Below are 13,249 nucleotides of genomic sequence, written 5' to 3' on the forward strand. Positions count from 1 at the left end.
TGGTAGTCGTCATGCGGTTACGCGTATTGGTATAACAACTTTAGAGGGTAAGGCGATGGAACAAACCTGGCGTTGGTATGGACCGAACGATCCGGTATCTCTTGACGATGTGCGGCAGGCAGGCGCAACCGGCGTGGTCACTGCGCTACATCATATTCCGAATGGTCAGGTGTGGCCGGTTGAAGAGATTAAGGCGCGTCAGGCGCTGCTGGCGGAAAAAGGGCTGACCTGGTCGGTAGTGGAAAGCATCCCGGTTCATGAGGATATTAAAACCCATACCGGCCAGTATGAAACCTGGATCGCTAATTACCAGCAGAGTATCCGTAACCTGGCGACCTGCGGTATCGATACTGTCTGCTATAACTTTATGCCGATCCTCGACTGGACGCGTACCGACCTCGAATATCAATTGCCGGACGGTTCCAAAGCGCTGCGTTTCGACCAGATCGCCTTCGCCGCTTTCGAACTGCATATTCTGAAACGCCCAGGCGCGGAAGCGGACTACAGCGAAGAAGAGCAGCGCCAGGCGCAGGCTTACTTCAACGCGATGAGCGAAGCGGAAGTAGAAAAGCTGACGCGCAATATCATCGCCGGTCTGCCGGGCGCTGAAGAGGGTTATACGCTGGATCAGTTCCGGGCGCGTCTGGCGGAATATGATGGTATCGATAAAGCGCAACTGCGTGAAAACATGGCTTATTTTCTGCGCGCTATTGTGCCGGTTGCTCAGGAAGTGGGCGTACGTCTGGCTGTTCATCCGGACGATCCACCGCGTCCAATCCTCGGCCTGCCGCGTATCGTTTCGACTATTGAAGATATGCAATGGCTGAAAGAAGCGGTCGACAGCATCAATAACGGTTTCACCATGTGTACCGGTTCATACGGTGTGCGTGCGGATAACGATCTGGTGCGGATGATTGAAGCCTTCGGCGATCGCATTCACTTTACGCATTTGCGTTCAACGTGCCGTGAAGATAACCCGAAAACCTTCCACGAAGCTGCACATTTGCAGGGCGACGTGGATATGGTCTCTGTTGTGGCAGCCATTTTGACTGAAGAGCAGCGCCGCAAGAAAGCCGGTGATCTGCGCCAGATCCCGTTCCGCCCTGATCATGGTCATCAGATGCTGGACGATCTGCGCAAGAAAACCAATCCGGGATACTCGGCGATAGGGCGTCTGAAAGGGATGGCGGAAGTGCGCGGTGTTGAACTGGCGCTGAAGAAAACCCTGTTCCGCGATTTGTTGTAATGTCGTTCTGATGTAAAGCAAAGCGCCATCAGGCAAAAAAGCCACTTCACTGAAGTGGCTTTTTCATAGCAACACGAGATTAGTCAGCGCGGCCCATATAGCGGCGCTCTTCAATATGGATGCGGATCTTCTCGCCGGTGGTCAGGTATTCCGGCACCTGCACAACCAGACCTGTATTCAGGGTTGCGGGTTTGGTGCGGGAACTGGCAGAAGCACCTTTAATGCCCGGCGCAGTTTCTACAATTTCCAGATCAACAGTCTGCGGCAGTTCGAGCGCCAGCAACTGGCCATCCCACAGCAGAACTTGCATATCCGGCATGCCGCCTTCTGGAATAAATTGCAACTCTTCTTCAATCTGATCTTTCGTGAAGGTATACGGCGTGTAGTCTTCTTTATCCATGAACACGTATTCGTTGCCATCGATATAAGAGAAGTCAACAAAACGGCGGTTCAGGGTAACGGTATCAAGGATATCATCGCCTTTAAAACGCTCTTCCACTTTCAGCCCGGTACGGACATCGGAAAAACGCATCTTGTACAGCGTTGCTGCACCACGGGCGCTCGGTGCCTGGATATCAATATCTTTCACAATCAGCAGTTTGCCGTTGTAATTCAGCACCATACCTTTTTTAATTTCGTTCGCTCTTGGCATTGCAAGGGTCCTGTGAGATTAAAATAACAAAAATATCGCGACAAACTACTCGCGAGGGGGATTCCAGGCAAGCGGAATCTGAATTTTGCCTTCAGGCTGTAAAAAATGGTAGTTTGCGCCCTGTACGCGCCAGCCCGGCACGCCATCAAAAAAGAGAGCCATTATGCAATGCCGCCCGGACTGTGGAGCGTGTTGTACTGCACCGTCCATCACCAGCCCAATTCCCGGCATGCCCAACGGTAAACCGGCCAATACCCCCTGCGTCCAGCTAGATGAACAGCAGCGTTGCAAAATCTTTGCTTCGCCGCTGCGCCCAAAAGTGTGTGCCGGGTTACAGCCGAGCCGCGATATGTGCGGCTCGAATCGCGCTGATGCGATGGTTTACCTGCTCGATTTAGAGCGCCAGACGGCGCCCTAAATATCTTTAATACGCGCCAGACAGAGCTGGGTTATCAGCGTCATCGCCAGCGCAATCCAGAATACCGTGTGATAGTTCCAGATTTCAGCCACCACGCCTGCCAGCGAGCCAGCAATAATCCAGCCGACACGTGTGGTATTAGTATAAAGGGTGGTGGCTGAACCTGCCTGACCAGGCATCAGATCCTGGAAATAAAGCATGCCAATTCCGGCGAGAATGCCGATATAAATAGCGTTCAGCACTTGTAAAGCTAATAGGGTAGCTGGCGTATGCACTGTTAGCATCCCGGTATAGAAAAAGATCCCGGCAACCGCGCTAACGCGCATTAAAAAACGTTTACCAAAACGTTTCGCATAGTAACCCGCAATCAGCATGGTCGGAATTTCCAGCCCGGCGGCGGTACCCATCATCACTCCTGCCAGTTTCTCCGACAAATGCAATTCATCGATAATAAACAGCGGCATATTAATGATGTACAGGCTATTAGTGCCCCACATCAACGTGCAAATCACGAACAACAGAAGTGTATCGCGGCGATGCGTACGCGGTGTTTCCAGCACGCTCGACTTCAGTTTGGGTTCTTTGCGCATGGTGGGTAAAAACAGCCATACCATGGCACCACAGACAATAAACGCAGCGCCAGCGCAGAGATACATCACCGTAAAGCCAAAGCTCATTGCCAGCGCGTACGACAGCGGCGGGCCAATTACCCACGCCAGCGAGACCTGTGCACGCAGGATTGAACTGAACATCACGGCTCCGCGGCCAGTATGATCCGCATGTTCACGCGCCAGAGCAAAAAGCTGTGGGTTGGAAGTGGAACCAAAACTGCTGAGAAACACGCCGACAAACAGCAGAACAAAGTAGTTGCGGTTCCAGGCAAAAAGCACGCAGGCCAACATCCCCAACAGGCAGCAGAAAACAATCAGCGATTTACGATCGCCTTTGCGATCTGAACGTCCGGCAAGAAACTGGCTGACCAGAATGCCAATCACCGCGCTGCCGGTAAAAAAAAAGCCAACCATCGCCGGGCGAACTTGCACTTCGTTGGTTAAAAAGAGGCTTAGCGTTGGAGTTTGCAGTGCACCTGCAATGCCGGTCAGGAACGCGACAATCAGGAACGCCGTCGATGTAAAATCAAACGTGCCAGCTTTGGCGGCGGCGGGAGAATTTTGCATTTTTCATGAGATCCAATATCGAGACGCGAAGTTTACGCCGCCGCGCTAAAAAAGCACAGCCTGCTAAGAAAAATTTGCCACGAAAAATTCAAACCATTTTCATCAAAGCTGAATGAAGCTGAAACTCCTGTGCTGAAATTCAAATCCGCTTCAGCAAATTAGCTTAATGCGGTGATGAAATGTGCAGTGGCTCTAAATTCTGCAACGCAAATTCAGAGATTTCTTGCTTACCGGCGTAAAAAGTGGAAGATTTAATGAAACGTTTCAGCGTCATTGCTTAGCATCTGAACCAAAGTGGTGACGCGTTATTTCTCATGTTAGCTGAAACGATTCAACACCAGCAAGAGAGGGTCACATGTTCCAGTTATCCGTTCAGGATATCCATCCGGGCCAGCAGGCCGGTAATAAAGAAGAGGCTATCCGCCAGATCGCAGCAGCGCTGGCAGCAGCAGGCAATGTAGCTGATGGCTACGTCAACGGCATGCTGGCGCGCGAACAGCAAACCTCAACTTATCTTGGCAATGGTATTGCCATTCCACACGGCACAACCGACACACGCGACCAGGTGCTGAAAACCGGCGTCAAAGTGTTCCAGTTCCCGCAGGGCATTCTGTGGAGCGAGGGTCAGGTTGCCTATGTTGCTATCGGGATTGCTGCAAGTTCCGATGAACACCTCGGCCTGCTGCGTCAGCTGACGCATGTGTTGAGCGATGATGACGTTGCTGCGCAACTGCAATCCGCCACCACGGCTGAAGAGCTGCGTGCCCTGCTGATGGGCGAAAAACAGCGCGAGGCGCTGAAGCTGGATAACGACACCTTAACTCTTGATGTTGCAGCAAGCGATCTGCTGACACTTCAGGCGTTGAATGCGGCACGTCTGAAAGAAGCCGGTGCGGTTGACGCGGCTTACGTTACGCGTGCGATTAACGAGAAACCGCTGAACCTCGGTCAGGGCATCTGGCTGAACGATAGCGCAGAAGGCAATCTGCTGAGCGCCGTGGCGGTAAGCCGCGCGGAAACGCCGTTCGACGTCGAGGGTGAACAAGTTGCGCTGTTGGTCAGCGTTGCAATGGCCGATGAGCAGCCTGTTGCCGTGCTGAAGCGACTGGGCGATCTGCTGTTAGAGAACAAAGCTGACAGCTTGCTGAATGCTGATGCGGCCACACTGTTGGCGCTGTTGACCAGCGATGATGCGATGACTGGCGATGTGCTGAGCGATGAGTTTGTGGTGCGTAACGAGCACGGCCTGCACGCCCGTCCGGGCACCATGCTGGTCAACACCATCAAACAATTCACCAGTGAAATTACCGTGACGAACCTTGACGGCACCGGTAAACCAGCGAACGGCCGCAGTCTGATGAAAGTTGTCGCGCTGGGCGTGAAAAAAGGGCATCGCCTGCGTTTCACAGCTCAAGGCAGTGACGCTGAACAGGCGCTGAAAGCGATTGGCGAAGCCATCGCTGCCGGTCTTGGGGAGGGCGTATAAATGAGCAGACGTGTTGCCACTATTACCCTGAACCCGGCCTATGATCTGGTGGGTTTCACTCCGGAAATTGAACGCGGCGAAGTGAACCTGGTTCGCACGACCGGCCTGCATGCTGCGGGCAAAGGGATCAACGTAGCGAAAGTACTAAAAGATCTCGGCATTGACGTAACCGTTGGTGGGTTCCTCGGTAAAGACAACCAGGATGGCTTTCAACAGCTGTTTAGCGAGCTGGGTATCGCCAACCGTTTCCAGGTGGTTGCCGGGCGTACACGCATTAACGTGAAGCTGACGGAAAAAGACGGTGAAGTTACCGATTTCAATTTCTCTGGTTTTGAAGTGACGCCGACCGACTGGGAGCGTTTTGTTAATGATTCGCTGAGCTGGCTGGGACAGTTCGATATGGTCTGCGTCAGCGGCAGTCTGCCGTCGGGTGTCAGCCCGGAAGCCTTTACTGACTGGATGACACGCCTGCGCAGCCAATGCCCGTGCATTATTTTCGATAGCAGTCGTGATGCGTTGGTGGCTGGCCTGAAAGCTGCGCCGTGGTTGGTGAAACCAAACCGCCGCGAGCTGGAAATCTGGGCAGGCCGCAAATTACCTGAATTGAAGGATGTTATTGAAGCTGCTCACGCGCTTCGCGAACAGGGGATCGCCCACGTGGTGATCTCGCTGGGCGCAGAAGGGGCTCTGTGGGTTAACGCTTCAGGGGAATGGATTGCCAAACCGCCGTCAATGGAAGTGGTAAGCACCGTTGGCGCAGGGGATTCTATGGTCGGCGGCCTGATTTATGGCTTGCTGATGCGTGAGTCCAGTGAACATACATTACGCCTGGCTACTGCTGTTGCTGCACTGGCGGTTAGTCAGAGTAACGTAGGTATTACCGACCGTACCCAGTTAGCCGCGATGATGGCGCGAGTTGACTTAAAACCCTTTAACTAACAGCAGGAGAGGCATAATGAAAACGCTGCTGATTATTGACTCCGAACTCGGACAGGCCCGCGCTTATATGGCGAAGACCTTGCTGAGCGCGGCGGCACAGAAAGCAAATCTGCAATTCATCGAAAACCCTGGCGAAGCGGAACTGGCGATTGTGTTGGGTAGTCAACTGCCAAACGACAGCGCACTCGGCGGAAAAAAAGTATGGCTGGGCGATATCAATCGTGCAGTGGCACACCCTGAGCTGTTCCTCAGCGAAGCGAAAAACCATGCCGCGATTTACACTGCACCAGCAGCAGTAGCGGCTGCGCCAGTAGCCAGCAATGGCCCGAAACGCATTGTTGCGGTGACTGCATGCCCGACCGGTGTGGCACACACCTTTATGGCAGCAGAAGCCATTGAAACCGAAGCCAAAAAACGCGGCTGGTGGGTGAAAGTAGAAACGCGTGGTTCTGTGGGGGCAGGTAATGCCATTACGCCAGAAGAGGTGGCGCAAGCCGATCTGGTCATCGTTGCCGCTGATATTGAAGTTGACCTGGCAAAATTTGCCGGTAAACCGATGTACCGTACCACAACGGGTCTGGCGCTGAAGAAAACGGCTCAGGAGCTGGATAAAGCTGTCGCGGAAGCGAAGCCTTACCAGCCTTCAGGTCAGGCACAGTCTGAAAGTTCGGAAGGGAAAAAAGAGAGTGCTGGCGCTTATCGTCACCTGCTGACCGGCGTCTCCTATATGCTGCCGATGGTGGTGGCGGGTGGCTTGCTGATTGCGCTCTCCTTTGCTTTCGGTATTACCGCGTTTAAAGAAGAAGGCACGCTGGCGGCTGCGCTGATGAAAATCGGTGGTGGTTCGGCATTCGCGCTGATGGTCCCGGTGCTGGCGGGTTTCATCGCCTTTTCCATCGCTGACCGTCCGGGCCTGACGCCGGGTCTGATCGGCGGGATGCTGGCAGTGAGCACCGGCTCCGGTTTTATCGGTGGTATTATCGCTGGTTTCCTCGCCGGTTATCTGGCAAAAGCCATCAGTAAAGGTCTGAAGCTGCCGCCGAGTATGGAAGCGCTGAAACCGATTCTGATCATTCCGCTGGTCTCTAGTCTGATTGTCGGTCTGGCGATGATTTACCTGATTGGTGCGCCGGTTGCGAAAATCCTGGCCGGTCTGACTTCTTGGCTGCAAACCATGGGCACGGCAAACGCTGTTCTGCTGGGCGCAATCCTCGGCGGTATGATGTGTACCGACATGGGCGGCCCGGTGAACAAAGCGGCTTATGCGTTTGGGGTGGGTCTGCTGAGTACCCAGACTTACGCGCCGATGGCAGCTATTATGGCGGCCGGTATGGTTCCGCCGCTGGCAATGGGTCTGGCAACGCTGGTTGCACGTAACAAGTTCGATAAAGGTCAACGTGAAGGTGGTAAAGCGGCTCTGGTTCTCGGCCTGTGCTTTATCTCTGAAGGGGCTATCCCGTTCGCGGCCCGTGACCCGATGCGTGTAATCCCTTGCTGTATCGCTGGTGGTGCGCTGACAGGCGCTATCTCAATGGCGATTGGCGCAAAACTGATGGCACCACACGGTGGTCTGTTTGTGCTGCTGATCCCGGGTGCGATTACGCCGGTTCTCGGTTACCTGCTCTCTATTGTTGCCGGTACGCTGCTGACAGGTCTGGTGTATGCCTTCCTGAAACGTCCGGAAACGGAAGCGGCTGCGAAAGTTGCATAATACGTTACGTTGTGAAAAAGGCCGCTAAGCGGCCTAATGAGATGGTCACCCCCACCCTGTGAGCGGTACGCTGGCAGGGTGTTTTATTTCAGAGGGAACCATCATGCAAAACGTTACGCTTATTGGTATCGATCTCGGTAAACATTCCTTCCACGTACACTGTCAGGACGAAAAAGGTCATGCACTGTTACGTAAAAAGTTTTCCCGTAGTAAAAAGAGCCAACGAAAAACTCGTCAGCTCAGTTAATTAACACGTTACTTTCTGGTTTTGCGACAACAGATAATTGATGACATGAACGGCATATCGGCCTGCTGATGAACCTGACATAAAAAATGGCTCTATGAAGCCGACGGCCTTTTAAGGTTCGGCAGGCGCGGAACTCATCGTGGCGCGGGCATCAGTGCTCACCAGATGCCGAACAGATTTACGCAAGCCCACCATAAATCAAAATCTGTGTTGCAAAAACGGGGGGTGACCATAGATTTTATGGCGTAATTTGCTGCCGGTAGTAACTCACTGGCACCGTTTGCAGGTCGGATGACGGTAAACGTCTTATCCGACCTGCAAACGGTGCATTCTGTAGTATAGCGATGTGATAAGCGAGGCCCACAGGACTGATAAAAGAAACGCCTTCAGACAATGGATACCGGGGCAGCCGTCAGGATGATTTATGCCGTCGCGTCAGCGTTTTGTTGCGCTTTCAGCCAGGCAATCTCTTCCGCCCAGATATCCGGGTTGACGGTTTCGAGGATCAGCGGAATGCCATCGAAACGCTCATCGCGCATAATCCAGCGGAACGCTTCATAGCCGATATTACCTTCACCAAGGCTGTGGTGACGGTCAACGCGGCTACCAAACGCGCTTTTCGCGTCGTTCAGGTGCATACCGCGCAGGTATTGGAAACCAACCACGCGCTCAAATTCAGCAAACGTTTCTGCCGTGGCCTGCCCGGTACGCAGATCGTAACCTGCGGCAAACGCGTGGCAGGTATCAATGCAGACGCCGACGCGGGATTTATCTTCCACGGCATCAATAATCGCCGCCAGGTGCTCAAACTTAAACCCAAGGTTACTGCCCTGGCCTGCGGTATTTTCAATCACCGCTGTTACCCCTTCAGTTTGCGCCAGCGCGATGTTGATGGATTCGGCGATACGCGCCAGACACTCGTCCTCAGGGATCTGCATCAGATGGCTGCCAGGATGGAAGTTCAGCAGCGTGAGCCCTAGTTGCTGACAGCGTGTCAGCTCATCAATAAAGGCCTCGCGCGATTTTTCCAGCGCGTCGGCCACTGGGTGTCCGAGGTTAATCAGGTAACTGTCATGGGGCAGAATTTGTGCAGGCGTGTAATGATATTTTTCGCAGGCGGCTTTGAACTCGTCGATGGTCTCCGTGCTCAGCGGCGCAGCACGCCACTGGCGCTGGTTCTTGGTAAACAGCGCAAAAGCCGTTGCCCCGATTTCAGCGGCGCGGACGGCGGCATTCGCTACGCCGCCCGAGGCGCTTACATGCGCACCAATGTATTTCATAAAAACTCCTGTTAAAACCCGCCATGGGAAAGCGTCAATAATAGCGGGTCTCCAGGGCTGGCATGTAGTGGTTTATGCCATCAGGTGATGAACGGCCAGATTAATCGCGCCGCCGCCGACAATCAGCCAGACAAACAGCAGTAATCCCATCACCAGCGGTTTCGCACCAGCATTCTTCAGTGCGCTGATATGGGTGGTCAGCCCCAGCGCCGCCATTGCCATCGCCAGCAGCAGAGTATCCAGCGTGTTCAACGCATTTACAGCAGAGGGAGGCAGCAGGTGAAACGAGTTAAACACCGCTACTGCGATAAAACCAAGTGCAAACCACGGGATCGTCAGCTTACTTTTTTCTGCACCTGCCTGCGGGCTGAGTTGTTTGATGCGTGCCGCCAGCAGCAACAAGAAGGGAGCCAGCATCATGACGCGCAGCATTTTTGCGATCACTGCCGCGTTTTCAGCATCGGGGCTGATGGCATGCCCGGCGGCAACCACTTGTGCCACTTCATGTACGGTAGAACCGATCCAGATGCCATAAGTTTCCGGGCTGAACCACTGACCCAGCAAAGGATAAAGAGCAGGGTAAATAAAGATCGCCAGCGTACCGAAGATCACCACCGTTGCTACGGCCACGGTAACTTTACTGGCCTCAGCTTTGACCACGGGTTCCGTTGCCAGCACGGCAGCCGCTCCGCAAATACTGCTACCTGCGCCAATTAGCCAACTGGTTTTTTTATCCAGCCCAAAGACTTTTTGCCCAAGGAAGCAGGCCAGCAAAAAGGTGCTGGAGAGTGTCAGCGTATCAATGGCAATCCCGCTTACGCCGACATCGGCAATTTGTGAAAACGTCAGACGAAAACCATACAGAATAATGCCAAGCCGCAGCAGATGCTGTTTCGCAAACAGTACGCCTTTGTCGCATTGCGTATGCAGGGCAGGGTAGAGAGTGTTGCCGATAACCATACCGATAAGGATCGCCAGCGTCAGGGCGCTTAATCCCATACCTGCCACCGATGGGATTGCACCAAGCCACAGGGCGAGACCCGTAATGAAACCGCTGAGTAACAGGCCTGGGATAAAACGCCAGGCCGGATGACGATGAGTCTGTAGTGTGATTTCAGTCATAACCTTCTCCTTTTGATGGATAAAAGGGTAAGGTGTACTGGTTTAAAGGTAAAATTGATTATATATTTATAATCAATCTTTATAAGTGGTAAATGGCGGCTATGCATATAACGTTGCGTCAGTTGGAAGTCTTTGCCGAAGTGCTGAAAAGCGGCTCCACCACACAGGCCTCGCAGAGACTGGCGCTCTCTCAATCGGCAGTGAGCGCTGCGCTTACCGATCTGGAAGGACAGCTTGGTGTGCAACTGTTTGACCGCGTCGGTAAGCGGCTGGTGGTGAACGAACACGGGCGGCTGCTCTATCCGTGTGCGCTGGCAGCGCTGGAGCAGGCAACGGACATTGAGCAGTTGTTTCGCGAAGATAATGGCGCCATCCGCGTTTTTGCCAGCAGTACTATCGGGAACTACATTCTGCCGGAAGTGATTGCCCGTTACCGTCGCGATTTCCCCAATTTGCCGCTGGAGCTGAGCGTCGGCAATAGTCAGGATGTGATCAATGCGGTAGCCGATTTCCGCGTTGATATCGGTCTGATTGAAGGGCCGTGCCACACTGCCGAGATTATTGCCGAACCGTGGCTGGAAGATGAACTGGTGGTTTTCGCGCCGCCTTCCTCGCCGTTATTGCAAGGGCCGGTCACGCTGCACCAATTGGCAGCCGCGCCGTGGATCCTGCGTGAACGGGGGTCGGGTACGCGGGAACTTGTTGATTATCTGCTGCTGTCGCGCCTGCCGCAGTTTCATCTCGGTATGGAGTTGGGCAACTCGGAAGCCATCAAGCATGCGGTACGCCACGGTCTGGGCATCAGTTGCCTGTCTCGCCGCGTAATTGCCGAACAACTGGAAAGTGGTTCGCTGGTGGAAGTTCCTATTCCGCTGCCGCGTCTGGTGCGCACGCTGTGGCTCATCCACCATCGCCAGAAACACCTCTCCAGCGCATTACAGCGCTTTATTAGCTATTGCTCTCTCTGATGACAGCGAGCCTGCCGACAGGCTCGCAACATCCACGACTCACTGCTTTACTTATAATTCGCCGCCTATCATGAAGCTCTCTAATATGACGTGTTTTATACCAGAAGGGGGGCGTTTCGTTTGCTACAATCGCGCCTCATTTTTTGGATGGATAGCATTTTCTTATGGTTTCCGAAATTAAAACCACAGAAGCGCCCACGCTTCGTCGTGAACTTAAGGCGCGTCATTTGACGATGATTGCCATTGGCGGTTCCATTGGTACTGGCTTGTTTGTCGCATCAGGGGCGACCATTTCTTCAGCGGGCCCGGGCGGGGCGCTGTTCTCCTATATTCTGATCGGCCTGATGGTCTATTTTCTGATGACCAGCCTCGGCGAACTCGCCGCCTTCATGCCAGTTTCGGGTTCATTCTCTACTTATGGTCAAAAATACGTTGAAGAAGGCTTTGGCTTCGCGCTGGGCTGGAACTACTGGTACAACTGGGCGGTCACCATTGCCGTCGACCTTGTGGCCTCACAACTGGTAATGGCCTGGTGGTTCCCGGATACGCCAGGCTGGATCTGGAGCGCGCTATTCCTTGCAGTGATCTTTCTGCTTAATTACATCTCAGTAAAAGGCTTTGGTGAAGCAGAGTACTGGTTCTCGCTGATCAAAGTCGCCACGGTCATTATTTTTATCGTGGTTGGCGTGATGATGATCGTCGGAATCTTCCATGGCGATAAACCGGCGGGCTGGAGCAACTGGACGATTGGCGATGCGCCGTTTGCCGGTGGTTTTTCGGCAATGATTGGTGTGGCGATGATTGTCGGCTTCTCCTTTCAGGGTACCGAACTGATTGGTATTGCGGCGGGCGAATCTAAAGATCCTGAGAAAAATATTCCGCGCGCGGTTCGCCAGGTATTCTGGCGTATTCTGCTGTTCTATGTGTTTGCCATCCTGATTATCAGCCTGATTATTCCGTATACCGATCCGAGCCTGCTGCGTAACGATGTAAAAGACATCAGCGTCAGCCCGTTCACGCTGGTGTTCGAACATGCTGGTCTGCTCTCTGCGGCGGCGGTAATGAATGCGGTGATCCTGACGGCGGTGCTTTCTGCGGGTAACTCTGGTATGTACGCTTCCACGCGTATGCTCTATACCCTGGCCTGCGATGGCAAAGCGCCGCGTATTTTCGCTAAATTGTCGAAGGGTGGCGTGCCGCGTAACGCGCTGTATGCCACTACAGTGATCGCCGGGCTGTGCTTCCTGACCTCAATGTTCGGCAACCAGACCGTTTACCTGTGGCTGCTGAACACCTCCGGGATGACCGGCTTTATTGCCTGGCTAGGTATTGCGATCAGCCATTACCGCTTCCGTCGTGGTTACGTTGCGCAGGGCTACTCGCTGAATGATCTGCCATACCGTTCCGGCTTCTTCCCGCTTGGGCCGATCTTTGCCTTCGTGCTCTGTTTGATAATCACCCTTGGGCAGAACTATCAGGCATTTCTCGCCGACTCCATCGACTGGGGCGCGGTCGCTGCTACCTATATTGGTATCCCGTTGTTCCTGGTGATTTGGCTTGGTTACAAATGGACCAAAGGCACTCGTTTCGTAGGCTATAGCGAAATGGAGTTCCCGAAACACTTTAGCAAGTAGATTCACTCTTTTAGCCCTCGTTATGAGGGCTTTTTTTGGTGTGCCGGGCATGCTCAGCAGCCTGGGGGTGAAAGTCCCCTGTCCAGCCTGATGGTGGCGAAGGACTAGTGAAGCGCAAGGGCGTCGTCGTGAGGCGGGGTCTGAAGGAAGCGTGGAGCAAAACCATGACCTGACGAACAGAAATCCGATACGAGGCCTACCCGGCAGGCGGAGCAAGCCATTGATTGCAAAGGCCATAACCATCAAGAGCCGGGGTGGTAGATTGGGCAGGTGTGTGGTGAAAGCGGCTGAGCTTACCCCGGGAGGCCTGTCCGGCGTTCTGCATTCAGAACTGAGCGCACCGTAAGGTGCGCTGACCGGCGGACAGG

At 53.7% G+C, this 13,249-nt stretch carries 11 protein-coding genes and 1 pseudogene; 8 read left to right on the forward strand and 4 right to left on the reverse strand.

Annotation, left to right across the window (positions count from 1 at the left end; translation table 11 throughout):
• The first annotated feature begins 55 nt into the window (after positions 1 to 55).
• The gene (gene uxuA, locus GA0061070_RS20705) at positions 56 to 1,246 is read left to right on the forward strand and encodes a mannonate dehydratase (RefSeq protein WP_090138017.1); all 1,191 of its coding nucleotides are present in this window, start codon (positions 56 to 58) and stop codon (positions 1,244 to 1,246) included.
• Positions 1,247 to 1,325: 79 nt separating this feature from the next.
• On the opposite strand, the gene yeiP is transcribed toward uxuA, so the two are convergent.
• Positions 1,326 to 1,898, reverse strand: a complete 573-nt coding sequence (gene yeiP / locus GA0061070_RS20710; protein ID WP_007371156.1) for an elongation factor P-like protein YeiP — start codon at positions 1,896 to 1,898, stop codon at positions 1,326 to 1,328.
• 163 nt (positions 1,899 to 2,061) lie between these two features.
• Between yeiP and GA0061070_RS20715 the strand changes: the two genes are divergently transcribed.
• On the forward strand, positions 2,062 to 2,316 hold the full coding sequence (locus tag GA0061070_RS20715) for a YkgJ family cysteine cluster protein (RefSeq protein WP_043952953.1): 255 nt from the start codon (positions 2,062 to 2,064) through the stop codon (positions 2,314 to 2,316).
• On the opposite strand, the gene setB is transcribed toward GA0061070_RS20715, so the two are convergent.
• Positions 2,313 to 3,494, reverse strand: a complete 1,182-nt coding sequence (gene setB / locus GA0061070_RS20720) for a sugar efflux transporter SetB (protein ID WP_090138020.1) — start codon at positions 3,492 to 3,494, stop codon at positions 2,313 to 2,315. The genes GA0061070_RS20715 and setB overlap by 4 nt on opposite strands.
• Positions 3,495 to 3,849: 355 nt before the next feature.
• On the opposite strand from setB, the gene fruB reads away from it, so the two are divergent.
• The 4 genes and pseudogenes from fruB to GA0061070_RS24900 form a co-directional block, all read left to right on the forward strand.
• Positions 3,850 to 4,980, forward strand: a complete 1,131-nt coding sequence (gene fruB / locus GA0061070_RS20725; RefSeq protein WP_090138022.1) for a fused PTS fructose transporter subunit IIA/HPr protein — start codon at positions 3,850 to 3,852, stop codon at positions 4,978 to 4,980.
• Positions 4,981 to 5,919, forward strand: a complete 939-nt coding sequence (gene fruK / locus GA0061070_RS20730) for a 1-phosphofructokinase (RefSeq protein WP_090138025.1) — start codon at positions 4,981 to 4,983, stop codon at positions 5,917 to 5,919.
• 16 nt (positions 5,920 to 5,935) lie between these two features.
• Positions 5,936 to 7,630: a PTS fructose transporter subunit IIBC gene (gene fruA / locus GA0061070_RS20735; RefSeq protein ID WP_090138027.1), complete on the forward strand. Its 1,695-nt coding sequence runs from the start codon at positions 5,936 to 5,938 to the stop codon at positions 7,628 to 7,630.
• A gap of 103 nt (positions 7,631 to 7,733) precedes the next feature.
• Positions 7,734 to 7,844: pseudogene (locus GA0061070_RS24900) on the forward strand (IS110 family transposase); the annotation flags it as partial.
• A 455-nt stretch (positions 7,845 to 8,299) separates the two neighbouring features.
• On the opposite strand, the gene nfo reads toward GA0061070_RS24900, so the two are convergent.
• The gene (gene nfo / locus GA0061070_RS20740; RefSeq protein ID WP_090138030.1) at positions 8,300 to 9,157 is read right to left on the reverse strand and encodes a deoxyribonuclease IV; all 858 of its coding nucleotides are present in this window, start codon (positions 9,155 to 9,157) and stop codon (positions 8,300 to 8,302) included.
• A 72-nt stretch (positions 9,158 to 9,229) separates the two neighbouring features.
• Positions 9,230 to 10,279: a YeiH family putative sulfate export transporter gene (locus tag GA0061070_RS20745; protein ID WP_090138032.1), complete on the reverse strand. Its 1,050-nt coding sequence runs from the start codon at positions 10,277 to 10,279 to the stop codon at positions 9,230 to 9,232.
• 101 nt (positions 10,280 to 10,380) lie between these two features.
• Here GA0061070_RS20745 and yieE point away from each other — a divergent pair, with 101 nt between their 5' ends.
• Complete coding sequence (gene yieE, locus GA0061070_RS20750) at positions 10,381 to 11,247, forward strand: DNA-binding transcriptional regulator YeiE (protein WP_090138034.1); 867 nt, start codon at positions 10,381 to 10,383, stop codon at positions 11,245 to 11,247.
• Positions 11,248 to 11,411: 164 nt separating this feature from the next.
• Positions 11,412 to 12,881: an amino acid permease gene (locus GA0061070_RS20760; protein WP_090138036.1), complete on the forward strand. Its 1,470-nt coding sequence runs from the start codon at positions 11,412 to 11,414 to the stop codon at positions 12,879 to 12,881.
• Positions 12,882 to 13,249: the final 368 nt, after the last annotated feature.

The sequence above is a fragment of the Kosakonia oryziphila genome, assembly GCF_900094795.1.
Taxonomy (GTDB): domain Bacteria; phylum Pseudomonadota; class Gammaproteobacteria; order Enterobacterales; family Enterobacteriaceae; genus Kosakonia; species Kosakonia oryziphila.